Source organism: Enterococcus sp. DIV0008, from assembly GCF_050542615.1.
Taxonomy (GTDB): domain Bacteria; phylum Bacillota; class Bacilli; order Lactobacillales; family Enterococcaceae; genus Enterococcus_D; species Enterococcus_D innesii.
This window is the reverse complement of record NZ_CP172937.1, coordinates 2,480,181-2,501,496: the sequence shown is the minus strand read 5'-3', so window position 1 is coordinate 2,501,496 and position 21,316 is coordinate 2,480,181. Positions and strand designations below refer to the sequence as shown.

Genomic DNA, 21,316 nt, shown 5'->3' with positions numbered 1-21,316 from the left:
GACAAAATGAAAAAAATGAAAGCCACTGAATTGTATGAGCAAATTAAGTTGTTAATAAAAGAGAACAGTGGGTCCATGCTCACTTTTGAGAAGGAACAAGAGGAAGCAAAGAAACTTTTTGCTCATCAAAACGAATTGATAGATCAGTTGATTCAAATCAATCAAGAAATGAAAGCAATGATGAATCAGCCAGAAAACGACATCGATCTAAATGTGATCCAAACGTTAAAAAAACAATTCAATGTATCTTTTGAGCAGCAGCAGGAGGAGCAAAATAAATTACAAATGATTTATGAGAAGCTCTTTTCTGCTTATGAGGTTGAAAAGCAAATGCTTCGAACCTATTTTTTGAATGAAACCGAGCAGATCATTGATCGGTTAACTTCAACCGTCCAAAGACAAGATAACGATGTGAATCAATTGAGTCAAGAGCTGATTGATGAGCTTCGGGCAATTGAAGCAGCAGAGGTAGTGAATGAGATAGCTACAAACGAAAATCAACCAGTAGAAAATGTTTCAGAAGTGAGTGAGTCACTACAACTGGCAGTCGATCAGAACCAATAGATAAACCAGTTTTCTTCATAGGTGTTTGCCGAAAATAAACTGGAAGAGGTGATATCGTTGGCGAATAATCAGCTAGAAAAAACGATTCAAGCGGGATTTCAAGAAGAACGAGAAAACGTAAGAAATCACTCAGAAGAAAAGAAAAAGGGCAAAGCGATCACCATCGTGCTTTCCTTAGTTATGTCGATCGTGATCCTTGGATCGTTGGTTTATTCTTTATTGGAAGCATTACAGAAGTAAGAATAAAAATAGGTCCTGCATTTTAGAAAAAAGGATTTGAAAAATATGGAAACTAGATTACTAAGCGTTTGTCGATTAATTAGCACGATCAACCCAGACTTAAAGATACCTGATACATCAGTCGTTGCTGTCAATATTGATCGCGAGAAATTAGAAGAGATACGCAAATGTAAAGGACTATCTGTGAAATCTTTTGAAAGAAAGATTGGGTTATCTCGCTCACGGTACTATAGATGGGTACAATATGAGATCGACTTGCCCTTCGAATTGGTTGTTGGCATCAAGAAAATGTTGAGCATATCTGATACCGAATTGTTAGACATGTTTGCAATGTCAACAGATGAACAACTTCATCTATTAAGTGTATTGATTTATAGCTCTTTATCAACGAAAGAGGACATGTTTGTTACCTTTATGAAAGTCAGAAAAGAGTTAGAAAAATTTCGCTCCTCTACTGAGGATAATACGATGTTTAAACTTATGTTAGCCTATTCTGACCTCGTATTTGGTTGTATGAACCAGAAAGTCCCGGATGCAAGTTTAGAAATGCTTGAAACATTTTTTCTGGGAACTGATTTTTATACATTATTTGACAGCCTTTTATATTTAGCTACATTACGCATCAAACAGCGCTATGGCTTGCACGCTTCATCTTTAGAAAAACAAATTTTTTTGTTAGAGAGCTGCATTTTAAAGAAAATAAATTCGACTGATTTTACGGAACTGCGGCCAGTCTTGGTAGGCGCCGTACTAGATTTATCAGAATGCTTGGTAGACATCCAACGATGTGATGATGCGGTTCAATTACTTCAACATGCAAGTCGTTTAATGGAAGAGCATTGGCATATTGATGTCTATAATCAGACAGTTCTAAAACTAGTCAAATATCTGCTGCTTACAAGGAATACTGCCCAAGAAGATCCAGCTGTACAACTGTTTTCTAAAAATTTGAAGGGGGCAGAATGGTGCTTACCAAAAGATGAAGTGATGTTTGTGCGGGCAATGATGGAAAAGGAGATGGGGCAAGCGTGAATCGGTGGGTGACGACGATCATTGAATCGAATGCAGCAGATTCAGTCAAAAAAGCGAAAGTAGATGTTTATCACATTGCCAATGGGATGGATTATCAGCCTTTATATATTTATCGTTATATCGATGAGAATGAAGATGATTATGCACTTATGTCAAGGATTGATGGCATTACAGCTGGTGTCGCTTATGAAGATATCGTGGTCTATCAATATCCAAGTTATAACGGAGCCCATTTTGACCGGATGTTTTTACAAAGAATGAAACAAAGAGGGATTTACACGATCTTATTTATCCATGATGCCGAGATGTTGCGTGGAAAAGTCGATTTTGATGAATCTGCTCTTTTCAATGAAGCTACATTATTAATTGTTCATAGCCAAGCTATGCAGGTAGCACTAGTCGAAAGAGGCGTGACACGGAAAATGGTCCAAAAACCATTTTTCGACTATCAGCACCAGGGAGTTAGTGTCAGTCATGAAAGACCAGAAAAACGTGTTGTCTTTGCAGGAAATTTGGCAAAAACCCGTTTTCTACAGAAGTGGCCCAATCACACGGAAATACTTGTATACGGCGATAAAAACGACAGTCAATTTGGTCCAAATGTTCATTATTGTGGTGTTTTTGAGCAAGAAGAATTGGTTCGTAGGATGGAGAAAAGTAGTTTCGGACTTGCGTGGGATGATAAGTTGCCTGATGGTGGTGACTACCAACAATATACGAAGTATAATGCCCCGCACAAAATCTCGTTGTATCTCTCGTTGGGAATCCCTGTCATTGTATGGAAAGAAGCAGCTATAGCAGAGATGGTACAGAAACTGGAACTTGGCATTACTATCAACGCGATTGAAGACATTGATCATCAATTAAGTGAGTTATCAGATGAAGAGCTGCTGCGGATAAAAAATAATGTTCTTTCATTTAGTTGTTTACTGCAATCAGGAATATTTACTAGAACGGCACTGATGGATTCAGAAGTGAAAATACTCCTAAGCAAAGGAGCAAGTCAAGCATGAAACAATCGATGAGTACAAAGAAGTTATCCGCAATCGTTCAAATCAGCGAGCTAGACCAGATGCTGGCCAATTTGAAACAAGCGATCGAACAACGAGATAGGAAAATTGCACAGTTACAACAAATGATTTTAGAAAAAAAACAGTCAGTCATTGGGTATCGCGATTTTTTTGTCTTAAAGAATAGCCAAGATGAGTTGAGAGAGCTATGTCAAAAAATTGACATACAGCTGGTCAAAACTAATGAACTTCTACGGCATATCTGTGATACAAAAGCTATTTTCAGCGATTTGTTGTTTTTAGAAGCAGAAGTCAATGAGCAAAGGGAGAGAATTCAGGAACTGTCCAATGCATTCTTTATCCAAGAAGTGACAGGAGAATAGAGAATGAAGCGTCAATAGGATGGTATGGAAAGCTGTAAGTCATGATCATTAGGGAAGTTAGGAGGATTAGTGTGAACAAAATCATTGCGTTAGACATTGATGAATTTCGAGTAGGCGTTGTTGGCTACGGTTATCAAGATGTCAGAAGTTCTGTTTACTCAGAAGTCAAAAAAAATAATCTACAGTATCTTTTAGGAAAAAATAATGAACCGATCTACCTAAAAAACAAAATAGGGAAACGAATTCTTCTCGAGGGCAGCGAGAAAGAAATTACTTGGGGCCTCGACAGGTTGTATAGTCGACGATCGGAAGCCTACCAAACATTTGGGAATCCGTTGATAACTCTCGGAGATCAAAAATTTAAGACATATATCAAAACGATACTCTCTTATTTAGTAGAGAAAAGCCCCTCACTTTTTACCGAAATTGCAGAGGATTGCTTTAGCTGTTCATTATGCCTTGGAGTAGCAACAGAAAGTTTTGACCGGCTTGCTGACATTGAGAGACAACTGGCGGATGAATTCGAGACCGTTGTTGATGGCACTCACTATCGGATTCGTATCGAGCGAGTAAAGCTGATTCCAAAATCTCTAGCCGCAGTTTTTGAAAGCAAACGAAATGATATTCATTTGATGTTAGGCGTGGAAGAAATCCTTGCTGGGTTGACTTATGTCTTTGAAATCAATGATCATTCTCTCACTTGTGACAGCTACGAAAATGGAGAACTAATCAAAAGTTCAAAAGTCGCAGACGGCTTGTATGAATTGGCAGGTAACGTGGTACAAGCTTATCAAGAAAATGAAGGGAATCATCCGGCACCAATCTTTGAGCTGGATCATGGCGTCGTCTACGATATGCTTGTCACAGCTAAGAAAAACAATCCATTTATTGTGACGATCAATGGACGTCAGACAATAGATTTAACTGAAATCGTTAGTAAAGAGACGACTGCTTTGACAGATCAATTGATTGATTATGTAAATAGTGATCAAGATATTCAATATGCTGATACAATTCTAGTCAGAGATATTCCTTCAGCAGCGATCAACGAAAACACAGTAAATCAGACACTCATCAAGATGGGGCTATCTTGTAAAGTATTTAACAATAAAAATGCTCTTGGTGTGTATCTCTTTGGGGAGTTATTCTGGAAAAGTCAACTGAATGCTTCGACGGATCACTTTGAAGATAACAGTCCATTTCCAATGAAGCCAGACAGTTTAGAGACGAAAGTGAATGCAGAACCTTTACCAGTCGAGAAGGCCATCGAATCAGCAACTAACCAAATTGATGCTGAGTTGCCAGAAGCTACCAAGCAAAAGAGTCATAATCGAAGCTTATCAGTAGAAGCAATTTTTGCGGAACAGTCTGAATTGCTCGACTTCTTGATCAACAACGATAAAGAGTAGTCAATTTGGTAAAGAAAAAGTGAATCTTCTGCAAATAGCGATAACCATTCCTTTTTCCAAATGGTCAGTTTTTTTACAATATCAGAATATCAGACTGCGCAATAAAATCTTTCTCTCATTGAGATTGATGTGTTAGGCAAAATCAAATTTGGGACTGAAGAATCAATTCTGAGTAATCAGTCCCAAAAATGATAAAGACGTTTCTTTGTACAGTAAAAATTAAGAGAACTTATAAATAGAGAGAAAATAACAGTAAGATTTTAAAGAATCTGCTAAAATTTTTGTAATCGAAAATGAAAATAATGTGATTGTTTATGAAAATTTTCATTTTTTATTTACAACTATTATTTTTTGACTAGTGAAATTTTAACGAGTTGCCAATCACTGCTGTTGCTCAAGAGTTTTAAATGAAAGAACTTTTATCACAAACAAAAGATTCTTTCTTGATTTTGTGTATTTATAATGAATAAATTGTTCTTCTGTTTTTTAAAAATAAAGAAATTATATTTCATTTTCACAAGTTCTCCTGAGAGCAAGAATCATTTTATGTTTCTTGCTTTCATTTTTTTCACATAAACAAACTTTGAGGTATTTTGCATTTTGTCTTTTTTCCGATTAGGATAATCACCTGAGTAAAATTTGTTGTTTGGAGGAAGAAAAATGCTTACTTATGTGAAAAAAATAGCTTACCCAATTTTCATGTTGTCCTTGCTTGTCATGTCGTATGTGACGCCATTGTTACCAGTCGTTACAGCTCATGCAAACACCGAGGGAAGCACCAAAACAGTCCTATTTCAGAACGAAAAAGGCACAGCGCAAGTGACCTCATTACCAGATCCTACCACAGGGGAGATCACTTGGAGCATCCAAGTTGAAAAAAACCAACAAGTAGCAGCTAATCAACTGGCATTCAGCTTGAGTGAAGGGGAACAAACGATTTTGCCGGAATCAATCCAAAGCAGCGGCACGAAATTTACATATGATTCGCAAAGACAGCAGTTGATAGAAGAAACTGCTAGCAGTTCCTTTAGTCAAATGACGCTAACGTTTCAAACAAAAAGTCTTCAAACATTGACAATCAAATCAGCGTTTCTTCAAACAGATGAAGAAAAGGGTCAAGTGAAAGAAGACCTCATCAACGCAACCGATGTAGCAGTTGTTCTACCTGAAAATCAATCCACAGAAGCAACGAGTACCGAAGCAGTACTTGCCGAGAGTCAGGAATCAGAGGCTTCTGAAAAACCGACTGCAACAATAAGTAGCGAGTCACAACAGCAAACGGCGTCAAATACTGCATCAACAGCAATAGAATCAACACCTGATACCCAAGCAAGTGCACCAGCAGCTTCACAACTTTCAAGTGGCGGCATTTTTAAAAATGATGTTCCTGAAGTTGATGACGCCCTTCTAGGAGAAGCCCAATATTTTCATATTTTTGCTAACCATGCGACGCTAAATACCCATACGAATGGAAACTTAGCAGTGGGAGAACTAAATGGAAATGTCAATTTTGGAACCAGTATTCAGGATGGTTCGTTGGCAACAGAAATCAATTACATTCAAAAGGTCAATACGATTGCAAATTCTTCTTTTGTGTCAGGAACGGATAGTAGAAAAAACAAAGTTGTTTTTGGTCCATCAGTCACAGTAGATTTAGCAGATCAAAATCAGCAACCTGCCGTTTTTGTAAATGGTCAGAGAATGGATCACTTGAAGACTTCCGAAGTTTTTCAAGATCCATCCGTAAGTGAACCGTATATAGATTTTGGAAAGGTATTTTCAACGTTACAGGCGACGTCAGAAAGACTGGGAGCTTATCCGCAGACACCCGGTGTAACCAAGGAGTTCACTGATAATAATCAGCGGGTCATTGATACTACCAGTGCTGAAAATGATACTCAAGAGGTTGTTTTGACCTTAACGGATGAAAAAGGAAAGCCGCTTGATGACGGTGTCTACGAACTTCAAAATAAAAAGACACATAAAGAGGTTGATGAAGAGATCACAAATGATGATGGACAAGTAATCGAAACGGATCTTCCAGAGGGAGAGTATTCCTTTGTGGAAACGGAGGCGCCAGACGGCTACCTGATTGATACGAAACCCATCTCCTTTTCAGAAGATCCAATTGCGAAAGAAGACCAAAAGGTAGTTGTTTCTCTTTCAAAAACAGAATTAGAAAAAGATACGCCGATTACTATCAAAGGGCTGACAAAAGGCACGTCTCCTGTGCTCATCAATGTGGATACCGAAGGAGCAAGTACCGTTAATATCAAGTCGCAAATCAAACTAGAATATACGGATGGTACGTCCCGTAATAGCCATGAAACAGAAGAGTTTGATGATGCTGTTATCTTATGGAATTTTGTTGGCCAATCAGAGGGCCAAACGATTTCGATTAATAGTCCCTTCCAAGGAACCATCTTGGCTGTTGGTGATACAGTCGATGTCCATCAAAATGTTGACGGCAGTATCATTGCGGATACAGTATTGGTCAATGCAGAAACCCATCGCTGGGATCTGCAAGCAAATGAAACAATCGTGCCGACTATTAAACTAGCTGCCATGAATCAATTGCTTTCTTTTGATACAACGACAATCAGCGGGACCAAAACGTGGGACGATTATGACAACAAATTTAATACCCGTCCGGCAAGTATTACGGTTCAATTATTGCAAAACGGTGAAGTGTTCCAAACAAAAATGGTTACCCCAAATAAAGAGGGGGAATGGCATTATGAATTTACGGACCTACCGACAACTGACGAATCTGGTCAGACTTATGATTACACAATCCAAGAAACACCTGTTGAAGGGTATACTACTAAAGTAAACGGCTATGATCTAGTCAACACCTATCGTAACACCGAAACGACAGAAGTAGCCGGAACAAAGACATGGAATGACTATGACAATAAGTTCAATACCCGCCCTGAAAGCATCACTGTCAAGCTGATGCGAAATGATAAGGAAATCGACGATCAAATCGTAAAAGCAGATCACCAAGGCAACTGGACTTATCGCTTTGACAATCTGCCTAAGTATGATGTCGAAGGAAAAGCTTACACCTACGCGATCCAAGAAGAAAAAGTGTCAGGATACACCACTGAAATCAAAGGCTATGACCTAGTAAACACCTATCGTAACACCGAAACAACGGCAGTATCGGGAACGAAGACGTGGAATGACTATGACAACAAGTTCAACACCCGCCCAGAAAGCATCACTGTCAAGCTGATGCGAAATGATAAGGAAATCGACGATCAAATCGTAAAAGCAGATCACCAAGGCAACTGGACCTATCGTTTTGACAATCTGCCTAAGTATGATGCCGAAGGAAAAGAGTACACTTACACGATCCAAGAAGAAAAAGTGCCAGGTTACACTAGTGAAATCAACGGTTATGACCTAGTCAACACCTACCATAATACCGAAACGACAGACGTAGCTGGAACAAAGACATGGGATGACTATAGCAACAAGTTCAACACACGCCCTGAAAGCATCACTGTCAAGCTGATGCGAAATGATAAGGAAATCGACGATCAAATCGTAAAAGCAGATCACCAAGGCAACTGGACCTATCGTTTTGACAATCTGCCTAAGTATGATGCCGAAGGAAAAGAGTACACTTACACGATCCAAGAAGAAAAAGTGCCAGGTTACACTAGTGAAATCAACGGTTATGACCTAGTCAACACCTACCATAATACCGAAACGACAGACGTAGCTGGAACAAAGACATGGGATGACTACGACAACAAGTTCAACACACGCCCTGAAAGCATCACTGTCAAGCTGATGCGAAATGATAAGGAAATCGACGATCAAATCGTAAAAGCAGATCACCAAGGCAACTGGACCTATCGTTTTGACAATCTGCCTAAGTACGATGCCGAGGGGAAAGCATATATTTACACGATCCAAGAAGAAAATGTTTCAGGATACACCACTAAAGTCAACGGCTATGACCTAGTCAACACCTACCGTAATACCGAAACGACAGACGTAGCTGGAACAAAGACATGGGATGACTATGAAAACAAGTTCAACACCCGCCCTGAAAGCATCACTGTCAAGCTGATGCGAAACGGCGAAAAATACGCAGAAAAAATTGTAAAAGCAGATAACCAAGGGAACTGGACCTATCGCTTTGACAATCTGCCTAAGTATGATGCCGAGGGGAAAGCATATACTTACACGATCCAAGAAGAAAAAGTGCCAGGTTACACTAGTGAAATCAACGGTTATGACCTAGTCAACACCTACCGTAATACCGAAACGACAGACGTAGCTGGAACAAAGACATGGGATGATTATAGCAACAAGTTCAATACCCGCCCTGAAAGCATCACTGTCGAATTAATGCAAAACGGTAAAGAAATCGCCAAGCAAGTCGTAAAAGCAGATAAAGAAGGCAACTGGACCTATCGTTTTGAAGATCTGCCAAAATATGATGCGAAAGGTCAAGCTTACACCTATAGCATTCAAGAAGTGGCTGTCAAAGGATACAAGTCAGATGTCCATGGCTATGATTTGATCAATACTTATGTCGAACCAAAAACGCCGAGAACGCCTGAGACACCGAATGATCCTAGCGGTCCCAAAATACCAACACCTTCTGACAAGTCTGATAAACCGAAAAAAATAGCCAGAAACGCCGAGCAAAAGCTGGATGACAAAAAGAACCAGACAGAGTCATCACAGACAGATAATGAAAAATGCTTGCCAAAGACAAACGAGGAATCCTCTTATGAACTAAGTGTTCTTGGAGGTATCTTACTCACCATGATTGCTTTCCTATTCTATAAACAGAAACATATTTAACCAAACAAATCTTTGTACTGCTCCTTCGCTAGAAGTCAGTACAAAGATTTTTTCTTAAAAAAGTATAGGACTTATTTAAGACTTGCGACAAAACTTTGGCTGAAAACCGGTGTAAATGGTAAACTAAAATGAAGGGGGGATCCTATGGTTTGGCTATTGCTACTACTGCTTATTTTTATTTTTTTGGTGTACTATGTATATCGCACGTCTGTGATGAAAAAGGGCGTACGCTATTTTGTTTCGGCAATTATTATGCGTAACAATGAATGGTATGAAAAAGAAGGCAGAAAGAAACTGGGGATTCCATACAAAGAGCGGATCGCAAAAAGCAGTTCGGCTTTTTGGGCACAAGGTTCGGAATGTACGGTAACGACCACCGATGATCTGATCTTGAGAGCAGAAGTCTTCGATCAGTGTGCTAAAACATGGGTGATTTGCTTGCATGGGTATCGCAGTGACGGGCAAGCAGATTGTCAAGAGGCGGCCGAGAAATTCTGGGCTGCGGGTTACAATGTTTTAGTTCCTGATTTGCGTGGACATGGTCGCAGTGAAGGCAAAGAGATTGGTTTAGGGTGGCTAGATCGGATGGACCTGCTTTTGTGGATCGATAAGATTTTGGAAAAAGACCCCCAAACTCAAATCTTCCTCTATGGTTTGGGAATGGGGGCGGCGACTTTGCTGCTGGCCAGTGGAGAAGTCATGCCGGTGCAAGTGACGGGGTTGATCTCAGACAGCAGTTACACGTCCGTTTACAGTGCCATTCGGGCAAGTCTACCGCAATTTTCTCGGTTACCCGTCAAGCGCTTTTTGCGATTAGCCAATCGTTACAGTAAACACCTAGTTGGCTACCCCTTCCTACAAATCTCAGTGACCCGACAAGTCGGCAGCAACCATTTACCTGTGCTGTTTTTACAAGGAGAGAAGGATACGTTTCTTTCTGAAAAAGAAATCAATACTTTAATGGAGGCAACGGCTGGTCCGAAACAAAAAGTCCTTTTTCCCAGTATGGGACATTTACAGGCAGTTAAAGACGCACCAGAATATTGGCCAACCGTTTTGCAATTTATTGAGAATAGCAAACAAAATACAGACATTGTCTGATAGAAAGGGAGAATACAATGGAAATAAAAGAAGAAAATAAGCGTTTTGCTTTGTATGATGGAGAAACAGAAATCGGAGAGATCACATGGCAAGAAACGCCAGATGATGTGCTAGAAGTAGACCACACCTTCGTCAACCCTGATTATCGCGGACAGCAATTGGCGCAAAAGTTACTCAAAGCAGTTGTTGAAAAAGCACGACGGGAAGAGAAAAAAATTATGCCTGTCTGCTCTTTTGCGGTCAAGGAGTTTAAAGAGAAACCAGAGTACGATGACGTACTGGTTCGCTGATTTGAACGAAAAGCAATCTATGAGAAAAAGGCTGTCAGAAAGGACAGTCTTTTTTTAAACCATCATGCAACGGGCAATGACAAAAAGAGAGTAGTAATTTCCAGCGGAAAATGCTAAAATGGAAAGGACGACTTTAGCAAGCAAGGAGGAGCTAACGTGTATAACATCTTATTAACTGCTGTGATCGTTATTTCGATTTTAATGGTCATTACGATCATGATGCAGCCTAGCAAGCAAAATAGTGCAGCTAGTGCCTTTACCGGCGGTGCAGATCAATTGTTTGGTAAGCAAAAAGCCCGTGGATTTGAAGCGGTGATGCAGCGTTCAACGGCCATTTTAGGTTTTGTTTGGATGGTCTTGCTCTTTATTTTGGCTTTTCTTTCATCAAACTAATCACTTTGTTAGCGAACCTCTCGTAAAGAGAGGTTTTTTTCTTTTTAAGGGGAAGATTTTGATCGCATTTGTCGAAGTATTCTTGCTAACTATGGTAGAATTGGACGTGAGGTGAAAGGAAACATGAAAACATTTAATCAACCAAAACCGGTTTTTGCTGAACACGGCAAACGAGCGGTCATTTTGTTCCATGCCTATTCAGGCAGTCCTAACGATGTGCGCATGCTTTGTCGTTCGTTAGAACAAAAAGACTACACGGTTTATACACCGATGTTTACTGGACATGGTACACCGAATCCAGATGATATCTTAAATCAAGGGATGGCTGTTTGGCAGCAGGATGCTGCGGATGCAGTTGCTTATGTGAAAGAAAAAGGCTATGAGGAAGTTGCTGTTCTGGGACTTTCCATGGGTGGGATTTTAGCGATGGATCGTTTGACCCAAGATCCAACATTGATGGGGGGCGGACTGTTTTGTTCGCCATTATTTGAAACCAAGAATGACGTGCCAGTCAATTTTGAAAAGTATGCTGAAATGGTCATACCCTATGCTGATTTAGACGAGGCGACCCAAAAAAAAATATTGGCAGGAGTCCCTCGTAAGGTCAGAGAACAGCTGCAAGGAATCGAAACAGTCGGACAAACCACAGCTGGGCATTTAGGAAAAATCAAGCGCCCAATCTTCCTGGCGCAAGCAGGAAAGGATCAAATGATCGATCCACAGACAGTTTTCAAAACAGCAGAGGCACTGTCCCATGTTCCCTATACGCTTCAATGGTATCCCGAAAGCGGTCATGTGGTGACCGTTGGACCAGAACGGAAAAAATTAGAGCAGGATGTGTTTGCTTTCTTAGAAACACTTGCTTGGAAAGAGTGAGTTATGACAGAAACGATTAAAACAAAAATCATTCAGTTTCTCGAAGAAAGCCGCAAAAAAAGCTTTTCAATGGAAGAAATTGCTGAAGGTCTAGGACTTCAAAAAAGCACAGACTTTAAGAATCTTGTCCAGACAGTAGCAGCGATGGAACGAGAAGGCAGTGTGATTTTTAACAAAAAAGGCAAAGTGAAATTACCCATGAAACGTGTATTTGTGGAAGGGACTTTCCGAGCCAACGAGCGGGGCTTCGGTTTTGTCACGTTGGATGAAGAAGAAGACGATATTTATATTCCTAAAGAAGCAACAGGCTATGCCATGGACGGCGATACCGTTGCTGTAGACATCGTGCATGTTGCCGATCCTTTCTCAGATCGTGGTGCAGAGGGGAAAGTCGTAGAAATCAAACAACGCGCCATCAGTCAGTTGGTCGGCGAGTTTACATTATTTGACGAAAAAGAGATCGAAGAGTCGGATCTATATGGCGTAGTTCAGCCTAAAGATAAAAAACTAAGTGAATTAAAGGTGTTTATTGGCGCTCAAGGGATTCGACCTGTAGATGGTAGCATTGTGATCGTTGAAATCAGCCATTACCCAGAAAAAGGTTATTCGAAAAGCTTAGAGGGGTTGATCACGAAAGTTGTAGGACATAAAAACGATCCTGGAATGGATATATTGTCGATCGTCGTGGCGAACGGGATTCCCACAAAATTCGAGGAAGAAACCTTAGCGGCGGCAGATGTAGTCCCAGATACGATCGATCCTGCTGACTTTCCAGAACGGCGGGATTTGCGAGATCAACAGATCGTAACGATCGATGGAGCGGATGCCAAAGATTTGGATGATGCGGTGACGGTAAAAGCATTGCCTGACGGCAGCTTCTATTTGGGCGTGCATATCGCCGATGTTTCTTATTATGTGACCGAAAACAGCGCATTGGATAAAGAAGCGTTTGATCGGGGAACGAGTGTCTACCTTACGGATCGAGTGATTCCAATGATCCCACAGCGTTTATCAAACGGCATCTGTTCGTTGAATCCAAACGTGCCCAGGTTGACCATGAGCTGTGAAATGTGGATCAATCAAGAGGGGATCGTCACGGATTACAATATTTTCCAAAGTATTATTCAAACAAGTGCCCGGATGACGTATCAAGCAGTCAATCAAATCATTGAAGATAATGATCCAGAAACCACCAAAAAATATGCGGAACTAGTACCGATGTTCCATGATATGGCCGCCTTGCATCACGTGTTAGAAGCGATGCGCATCAAACGTGGGGCAGTTTCTTTTGAAGACCGAGAAGCGAAAGTCTTAGTCGATGGAGAAGGACACCCACAAGAAATCGTTCTGCGAGAACGTGGTGTCGGCGAGCGATTGATCGAATCCTTCATGTTGGCAGCCAATGAAACTGTGGCGCGCCATTTCAATCGAAAGCACTTACCATTTATTTATCGGATCCATGAGGAACCAAAAGAAGAGAAAATGCGCCGCTTCTTTGATTTTGCGTCTGCTTTAGGGATCGTAGTCAAACAGACCAATGGCTCGATCTCACCAAAACAACTACAAAAAGTGGTTGAAGATGTGGCAGGTAAGCCAGAGGCAATGGTTGTCAATACGATGCTACTAAGAAGTATGCAACAAGCGAAGTATTCTGAAGAAAACGTCGGTCACTATGGTTTGGCAGCGGAAGATTATACCCACTTCACGTCACCGATCCGTCGGTACCCCGACTTGATCGTGCATCGCTTGATTCGTTCTTACAGTGAAGATGTCTCTGAAGCCAACCAAAACAAATGGGCGGAAATCTTGCCGGACATCGCGATGCACAGCTCCCAAATGGAACGACGAGCAGTCGATGCAGAAAGAGAAGTCGATGCGCTTAAAAAAGCTGAGTATATGGCCGATAAAGTAGGAGAAGAGTTTGACGGTATCATCAGTTCAGTGGTCAAGTTTGGCTTGTTTATTGAATTGCCTAACACGATTGAAGGGCTGATCCATATCAATAACTTGAAGCAAGATTACTTCCATTATTTGGAAAACCATCTAGCACTTGTGGGGGAACGGACAGGCTTGACCTTTAAAATTGGTCAGAAAGTTCGCATCAAAGTCGTAAAGGCTGATCCAGAAACAAGAGAGATTGATTTCGAACTGGTAGCAGCAGAAGAAGTTGAAAAACTGCAAGCACCAAAAGCTAACAAACGAAGCAACCATCAAAAAAATGAAGCGAACCGCCGTGGAAAAAAACAACGAAACCCTGAGAAAAACCAAGGGAAACGGTTTGAACAATCAGGCAAAGCCAAGCCGAAAAAAGCTGGCAAAGTGAAAAAGAAAAAACCTTTTTATAAAGGAATCAAGAAAAAATAATTGGAGGGATGGCCCGTGCCTAAAGGAGAAGGGAAATTAATCGCCCAAAACAAAAAGGCCCGCCATGATTACACGATCCTCGATACGATCGAAGCGGGGATCGTCTTGCAAGGAACCGAGATCAAGGCGATCCGCAACAGTCGGATCAATTTGAAAGACGGCTTTGTGCGCATTCGCAATGGTGAGGCATTCTTAGTCAATGTGCATATCAGTCCTTACGAGCAAGGCAACATTTTTAATCATGACCCATTGCGGACGAGAAAACTGTTGCTACACAAAAAGCAGATCGCTCGTTTGATTGGCGAAACAAAAAATACTGGTATGACGATTGTGCCATTAAAGGTGTATATCAAGGATGGTTATGCCAAAGTTTTGATTGGTTTAGCGAAAGGAAAACGCGAGTATGATAAGCGAGAATCCTTAAAACGCAAAGATCAGGAAAGACAAATTGACCGAGTTCTTAGAAATTTCTAATTTTCTAAGAACTTCTTTTAGAATCCGACAGAGGTTATCGCTTTGAAAATCACGCTAAATTTGGTAGCATTTAAGGGAAAGCTGTTGATTTAACAGGCTTTTTCTTCCACATAGCGACACGAGGATTTTTCACTTAATTTAGGATTTTTAGCATTGTGAGTTTTTTGTCTAATTTTCTTGAAAATGCTTTGAAATTTTCCATTCGTGGTGGTATGATACCGATTGTTATGAGAGGAAACGCATTGTAACACCAGATTTTTTTCTGGAGATGACAGGAAAAGAGGTGAGAAAGATTGGAAGATAAATCGCTTATGTTTCATATCGGTCCTATATGGTTTGATGGAACTGTAGCTATGATGACAATCATTTCTTGTATCATTGTTTTTTTGGTGGTCTTTATTTGTACACGTAATTTGCAAATGAAACCGAAAGGGAAGCAGAACTTCATTGAATGGGTCATTGACTTTGTTCGTGGCATCGTGGCGGACAATCTACCAGGATCTCAAGTGAACAACTTTCATTTGCTCGGTGTAACAATGTTTCTTTTTGTGTTTGTGGCAAATGAGATCGGCTTAGTCACAAAAATCGTGACGACAGATGACATTACCTTATGGAAAAGTCCGACAGCAGACCCGTTTGTTACATTGACACTCGCACTTATGGTTATTTCCTTGACACATTTCTTTGGGATCAAGTCGTTGGGCTTCAAAAATTACTTGATCAATTCGTATCTGAAACCGGTGGGCTTTTTATTGCCGCTAAAAATCATCGAAGAGTTTACGAATGTCATCACGTTAGGCTTGCGTTTATATGGAAATATATTCGCTGGTGAAGTGTTATTAGGATTGATTGCCAACATGTTTATTAGTCTTGGTTGGTGGTCATTGCCGATCGTGATGCCGCTAGAAATGATCTGGATTGGCTTCTCGCTCTTTATTGGAGCGATCCAAGCTTATGTATTTGTTACATTGACCATGGTATTTATGAGCCACAAAACCGTGGCAGAACATTAATCGAATCGACATACAATTAGGAGGAAAAAAGAATGAACTTTATTGGAGCAGGATTAGCAATTATCGGAGCAGCAATTGGTGCAGGGTATGGTAACGGACAAGTAATCGCAAAAACGATCGAATCAATGGCACGCCAACCTGAAATGTCAGGTCAACTACGTTCAACAATGTTTATCGGGGTAGCGCTAGTCGAAGCTGTACCGATTCTAGGGGTAGTTATCGCGCTGTTATTAGTCTTCCGATAAGACAAGCACGAAAAGGCAGAAACGAACAATTGCACTCGTTTTTGCTTTTTTCTAATGAAACAATGACTTTCAGAAAGGAAGAATCGTTATGCTAAATCAGTTGGTTATAGCGGAAGTTCAAAATCCAATGCTTGGCAATATTATCGTTGTCAGCGGATCAATTCTTCTTTTGCTATTCTTATTGAAACATTTTGCATGGGATGCCATCAGTAGCATGATGCAAAAACGGGAAGATAAAATCGCCAATGATTTGGATTCAGCGGAACAATCACGCTTGAATGCAGCAAAATTAGAAAAAGAACGCCAAGAAAAATTGGCACGTTCTCATTCTGAAGCTGCGGAGATCATCAAGAGCGCCAAAGATAGCGGGGAATTGAGTCGGCAAAATATTTTGAGCGAGACCAAAGAAGAAGTGGCTCGTTTGAAAGAAAAAGCCAACTCAGATATCACCCTTGAAAAAGAAACTGCGTTAAAAGAAGTGAAAGATGATGTGGCAGAACTTTCGCTTCAAATCGCAGAAAAAATCTTAGGCCGCGAATTGACTCCCGAAAATCATGAATCCCTAATCAATCAATATATCGAAGGATTGGGTTCAGTTAATGAAACTCGATAAATTCACAGTGGGAAAACGTTATGGAAAAGCGTTGTTCGAATTGGCGATGGAAGAACAACGCTTGACAGAAGTTTACCAAGAATTAATGACCTTGCGTCAGATTTATCAGGAGATTCCAACATTCGGCCAAATCGTGACCGATAACCGTTTGGATCTTCATGAGAAAAGACAATTAGTCGATCAATTGCTGAAGGGCTTTGAAGGCTTGGTCAGAAATTTCTTAGAGATCGTTTATGAATATGATCGCATGGATGATCTATTGCTGATCATTGATGAATACGAACGTCGTTACGATGAATATCAAGGTCTTGTTCTCGGAACGATCACAACGGCTGTTGCTTTGTCAGCAGAACAAAAAAGCAAAATTGAAAAGCAAATCGCCGATAAGCTTGGGTACAAGCAGGCACAATTGAAAGAAACGATCGATCCAACGATTTTAGGCGGTGTCATCGTTGAAGCAAATCATCAAGTGATCGACGGTAGTATTAAGAGCCAACTGGATTATCTGCGACAAAAAATCGGCAGATAAACAAGAGATAAGAGGTGAATCGGATGGCCATCAAAGCAGAAGAAATTAGTGCCTTGATCAAAGAGCAAATTAAAAATTATCAGAACGAACTTTCTGTAGAAGAAATCGGTACTGTCACATACGTTGGGGACGGGATCGCCCGCGCCCACGGTTTAGAAAATGCCATGAGTGGAGAACTGCTTGAGTTTTCAAACGGTTCTTATGGGATGGCACAAAACTTAGAGTCAAACGATGTCGGGATCATCATCCTAGGTGATTTTGAAACCATTCGTGAAGGGGACAAAGTAAAACGAACCGGTAAAATCATGGAAGTTCCTGTCGGCGATGCATTAATTGGCCGGGTAGTAAATCCATTAGGGCAACCAATCGATGGTTTAGGTCCGATCGAAACAGATAAATCACGCCCAGTCGAAGCAGCTGCACCAGGTGTTATGCAACGGAAATCCGTTTCGGAACCAATGCAAACTGGTTTAAAAGCTATTGATGCTTTAGTACCAATCGGTCGTGGCCAACGGGAATTAGTCATCGGTGACCGGAAAACCGGGAAAACAACGATCGCTATTGATGCGATCATCAACCAAAAAGGGCAAGACATGATCTGTATCTATGTCGCAATTGGCCAAAAAGACTCAACGGTTCGTGCACAAGTGGAAACATTACGCCGTTATGGTGCACTTGATTATACAATCGTTGTTTCAGCAGGTGCTTCACAACCAGCACCACTGCTTTATATCGCACCTTATGCCGGGGCTGCGATGGGAGAAGAATTCATGTATAACGGCAAACATGTTTTGATCGTCTTTGATGACTTATCAAAACAAGCAGTCGCTTACCGTGAACTTTCTCTCCTTCTACGCCGTCCGCCAGGTCGTGAAGCATACCCAGGGGATGTCTTCTACTTGCACTCTCGTTTATTGGAACGTGCAGCGAAATTAAGTGATGAACTAGGCGGTGGATCAATGACGGCATTGCCGTTTGTTGAAACACAAGCAGGGGATATCTCAGCCTATATCCCAACTAACGTGATTTCTATCACAGATGGACAAATTTTCTTAGAAAACGACCTATTCTATTCTGGTGTGCGTCCTGCCGTAGCGGCTGGATTGTCCGTTTCACGGGTTGGTGGTTCTGCGCAGATCAAAGCGATGAAAAAAGTTGCCGGTACCTTGCGTTTGGACTTGGCTAGCTATCGCGAACTAGAGGCCTTTACACAGTTTGGGTCTGATCTAGATGCTGCGACACAAGCCAAATTAAACCGAGGTCGTCGAACCGTTGAAATCTTGAAGCAAAAACTGCATGAACCATTGGCAGTAGAAAAACAAGTCGTGATTCTTTATGCCTTGACGCATGGATTCATTGATAGTGTGCCAGTCAATAAACTATTGGACTTTGAAGCAGAATTATTTGAATATATCGAAGCAAACGCAGCAACGATTTTTGAAACCATTCGGACAACGAAAGACTTGCCAGAAGAAAGCTTGTTAGATGACACCATTAAAGCATTCAAAGATATTTTCATGGCATCCAACAGTTCTCGGGTAACGCCGCAAGATAAAATATCGACAATGCAAAACGCATAAAAGAGGTGAGAGAAAATGGCTGCTTCATTAAATGAAATCAAGCAACGAATTGCCTCAACAAAAAAAACCAGCCAAATCACAAAGGCCATGCAAATGGTTTCAGCTGCAAAATTAACAAAATCTGAAGCTCATTCGAAACAGTTTCAAGTGTATGCCAACAAAGTACGTGAAATCGTTACGCATTTAACTGCGCAGCAGCTTTCCGATCTTGCAGGTTCCGGTCCTAAAGATGGTGTGAACTATAACAGTATGTTGGTTAGTCGTCCGGTCAAACGCACAGGCTATATTGTCATCACTTCTGATGGCGGTCTAGTGGGCGGCTACAATAGTTCCATCTTGAAGCAAATGATGACCATGCTGGACGAAGACCATGCAAAAGAAGAAGAGTATGTCATGATTGCCATTGGTGCAACTGGCGCCGACTTTTTCAAAGCACGGGGCATCAATTTGGCGTACGAGTTAAGAAACCTTTCGGATCAACCAAGCTTTGACGAGGTGCGTAAAATCGTAACATTGGCGACAACGATGTACCAAAACGAAGTCTTCGATGAATTATATGTGTGTTATAACCATCATATCAACTCATTGACTAGCCAATTTCGTGTGGAGAAAATGTTGCCGATTTCCGATCTAGATCCTGAAGAAGCCGAAAGTTATGAACAAGAATACTTGTTTGAACCTTCTAGAGAAGCGATTTTGAATCAATTACTGCCTCAATACGCTGAAAGCTTGATTTATGGTGCGATTGTTGACGCAAAAACAGCCGAGCATGCTGCCGGAATGACAGCGATGAAAACAGCAACAGATAATGCCAAAAATATTATTGGGGACTTGACGATCTCTTACAACCGAGCGCGCCAAGGCGCAATCACCCAAGAAATTACTGAAATTGTGGCGGGGGCATCCGCGTTAGAATAGTTTCAAGAACGAATGGAGGAATACGAATGAGTTCAGGCAAGATTGTTCAAGTCATTGGTCCCGTTGTTGACGTGGAATTCTCTCTAGACCAATCATTACCAGATATCAACAATGCGTTGATTGTTTACAAAAAAGATGAGCAGAAAACAAAAGTTGTGTTAGAAGCTGCCTTAGAACTTGGCGACGGCGTTATCCGTACGATTGCCATGGAATCAACAGATGGCTTACAACGAGGAATGGAAGTAATCGATACAGGCGCCTCCATTTCTGTTCCAGTTGGGACAGACACCTTAGGACGGGTGTTTAATGTCTTAGGGGACACCATCGATTTAGAAGCGCCATTCCCTGATGAAGCACCCCGCAGTGGGATTCACAAAAAAGCTCCTGACTTTGATGAATTGTCAACAAGTACCGAGATCCTTGAGACTGGGATCAAAGTTATCGACTTATTAGCCCCTTATTTAAAAGGGGGGAAAGTTGGTCTTTTCGGTGGTGCCGGTGTTGGTAAAACCGTCTTGATTCAAGAACTGATCCACAACATCGCCCAAGAGCATGGGGGGATCTCTGTCTTCACAGGTGTTGGTGAACGGACACGTGAAGGAAACGACCTTTATAATGAAATGAAAGAATCTGGCGTTATCGAAAAAACAGCCATGGTGTTTGGACAAATGAACGAACCACCAGGTGCTCGGATGCGGGTTGCCTTGACTGGTTTGACCTTAGCGGAGTACTTCCGCGATGTAGAAGGACAAGACGTACTCTTGTTTATCGATAATATCTTCCGCTTCACTCAAGCAGGTTCTGAAGTATCTGCCTTACTAGGTCGGATGCCTTCTGCTGTTGGGTATCAACCGACACTAGCAACCGAAATGGGACAATTACAAGAACGGATCACTTCAACGAAAAAAGGATCGGTTACTTCTATTCAAGCGATCTATGTTCCTGCCGATGACTACACGGACCCGGCACCAGCGACTGCTTTTGCCCATTTGGATGCAACAACCAACTTGGAACGGAAATTGACTGAACAAGGGATCTATCCAGCCGTTGATCCACTGGCTTCTTCTTCAAGTGCGTTAGCACCTGAAATCGTTGGTGAAAAACACTATGAAGTAGCGACTGAAGTACAGCATGCGTTGCAACGTTACCGCGAACTACAAGACATCATCGCTATCTTAGGGATGGATGAGTTGTCTGATGAAGAAAAAACGTTAGTGGCTCGTGCGCGTCGGATTCAATTCTTCTTGTCGCAAAACTTCCACGTAGCGGAACAGTTTACTGGACAACCTGGTTCTTATGTACCAGTTGAGGAAACGATCAAAGGCTTTGCTGAGATTCTTGAAGGAAAATATGATGATCTTCCAGAAGAAGCCTTCCGTAGTGTAGGACGAATTGAAGACGTCATTGAAAAAGCGAAAAAAATTGGCTATTAATTAACCAGCCTCGAAGAAAGAG

General features: G+C 41.3%; 20 protein-coding genes. All 20 read left to right on the top strand.

What is annotated here, in order from left to right; translation table 11 throughout:
• Positions 1-6 precede the first annotated feature (6 nt).
• The 20 genes from IGI84_RS11795 to atpD all read left to right on the top strand — a co-directional run bounded on the left by IGI84_RS11795 (position 7) and on the right by atpD (position 21,294).
• A complete protein-coding gene (locus tag IGI84_RS11795; protein ID WP_220427191.1) occupies positions 7-564 on the top strand; it encodes a hypothetical protein in 558 nt (185 codons plus the stop codon).
• Between the two features lie 48 nt (positions 565-612).
• A complete protein-coding gene (locus tag IGI84_RS11790; protein ID WP_077452924.1) occupies positions 613-804 on the top strand; it encodes a hypothetical protein in 192 nt (63 codons plus the stop codon).
• Between the two features lie 45 nt (positions 805-849).
• A complete protein-coding gene (locus IGI84_RS11785; RefSeq protein ID WP_140966011.1) occupies positions 850-1,836 on the top strand; it encodes a helix-turn-helix domain-containing protein in 987 nt (328 codons plus the stop codon).
• The gene (locus tag IGI84_RS11780; protein ID WP_194195759.1) at positions 1,833-2,849 is read left to right on the top strand and encodes a sugar transferase; all 1,017 of its coding nucleotides are present in this window, start codon (positions 1,833-1,835) and stop codon (positions 2,847-2,849) included. Before IGI84_RS11785 ends, IGI84_RS11780 begins: the two co-directional genes overlap by 4 nt.
• Positions 2,846-3,229, top strand: coding sequence for a hypothetical protein (locus IGI84_RS11775; RefSeq protein ID WP_194195758.1), 384 nt, complete (start codon positions 2,846-2,848; stop codon positions 3,227-3,229). Before IGI84_RS11780 ends, IGI84_RS11775 begins: the two co-directional genes overlap by 4 nt.
• Before the next feature lie 71 nt (positions 3,230-3,300).
• Entirely contained in the window at positions 3,301-4,638 is a 1,338-nt protein-coding gene (locus IGI84_RS11770) for a hypothetical protein (RefSeq protein ID WP_321206008.1), read from the top strand.
• A gap of 660 nt (positions 4,639-5,298) precedes the next feature.
• On the top strand, positions 5,299-9,465 hold the full coding sequence (locus tag IGI84_RS11765; RefSeq protein WP_430600411.1) for a Cna B-type domain-containing protein: 4,167 nt from the start codon (positions 5,299-5,301) through the stop codon (positions 9,463-9,465).
• Between the two features lie 144 nt (positions 9,466-9,609).
• Positions 9,610-10,566, top strand: coding sequence for an alpha/beta hydrolase (locus IGI84_RS11760; protein WP_216681998.1), 957 nt, complete (start codon positions 9,610-9,612; stop codon positions 10,564-10,566).
• Positions 10,567-10,583: 17 nt separating this feature from the next.
• Entirely contained in the window at positions 10,584-10,856 is a 273-nt protein-coding gene (locus IGI84_RS11755; protein ID WP_005234370.1) for a GNAT family N-acetyltransferase, read from the top strand.
• Positions 10,857-11,012: 156 nt separating this feature from the next.
• Complete coding sequence (gene secG, locus IGI84_RS11750; RefSeq protein WP_005228700.1) at positions 11,013-11,249, top strand: preprotein translocase subunit SecG; 237 nt, start codon at positions 11,013-11,015, stop codon at positions 11,247-11,249.
• Between the two features lie 123 nt (positions 11,250-11,372).
• On the top strand, positions 11,373-12,125 hold the full coding sequence (locus IGI84_RS11745; protein ID WP_220427188.1) for an alpha/beta fold hydrolase: 753 nt from the start codon (positions 11,373-11,375) through the stop codon (positions 12,123-12,125).
• A 3-nt stretch (positions 12,126-12,128) separates the two neighbouring features.
• Complete coding sequence (gene rnr / locus IGI84_RS11740; RefSeq protein ID WP_220427187.1) at positions 12,129-14,489, top strand: ribonuclease R; 2,361 nt, start codon at positions 12,129-12,131, stop codon at positions 14,487-14,489.
• A gap of 15 nt (positions 14,490-14,504) precedes the next feature.
• Complete coding sequence (gene smpB, locus IGI84_RS11735; RefSeq protein ID WP_008380870.1) at positions 14,505-14,963, top strand: SsrA-binding protein SmpB; 459 nt, start codon at positions 14,505-14,507, stop codon at positions 14,961-14,963.
• 293 nt (positions 14,964-15,256) lie between these two features.
• Positions 15,257-15,976, top strand: a complete 720-nt coding sequence (gene atpB, locus IGI84_RS11730; RefSeq protein ID WP_077452900.1) for a F0F1 ATP synthase subunit A — start codon at positions 15,257-15,259, stop codon at positions 15,974-15,976.
• A gap of 32 nt (positions 15,977-16,008) precedes the next feature.
• The gene (atpE, locus tag IGI84_RS11725; RefSeq protein WP_005228705.1) at positions 16,009-16,221 is read left to right on the top strand and encodes an ATP synthase F0 subunit C; all 213 of its coding nucleotides are present in this window, start codon (positions 16,009-16,011) and stop codon (positions 16,219-16,221) included.
• A gap of 88 nt (positions 16,222-16,309) precedes the next feature.
• The gene (gene atpF, locus IGI84_RS11720; protein WP_005228706.1) at positions 16,310-16,834 is read left to right on the top strand and encodes a F0F1 ATP synthase subunit B; all 525 of its coding nucleotides are present in this window, start codon (positions 16,310-16,312) and stop codon (positions 16,832-16,834) included.
• Positions 16,821-17,363, top strand: coding sequence for a F0F1 ATP synthase subunit delta (locus IGI84_RS11715; RefSeq protein WP_016619750.1), 543 nt, complete (start codon positions 16,821-16,823; stop codon positions 17,361-17,363). Before atpF ends, IGI84_RS11715 begins: the two co-directional genes overlap by 14 nt.
• Before the next feature lie 23 nt (positions 17,364-17,386).
• Positions 17,387-18,943 (top strand): F0F1 ATP synthase subunit alpha, encoded by a 1,557-nt coding sequence (atpA, locus tag IGI84_RS11710; RefSeq protein ID WP_005228708.1) that lies wholly within the window; start codon positions 17,387-17,389, stop codon positions 18,941-18,943.
• A gap of 15 nt (positions 18,944-18,958) precedes the next feature.
• Positions 18,959-19,861: a F0F1 ATP synthase subunit gamma gene (locus IGI84_RS11705; protein WP_005228710.1), complete on the top strand. Its 903-nt coding sequence runs from the start codon at positions 18,959-18,961 to the stop codon at positions 19,859-19,861.
• 26 nt (positions 19,862-19,887) lie between these two features.
• On the top strand, positions 19,888-21,294 hold the full coding sequence (gene atpD / locus IGI84_RS11700) for a F0F1 ATP synthase subunit beta (protein WP_077452892.1): 1,407 nt from the start codon (positions 19,888-19,890) through the stop codon (positions 21,292-21,294).
• Positions 21,295-21,316: the final 22 nt, after the last annotated feature.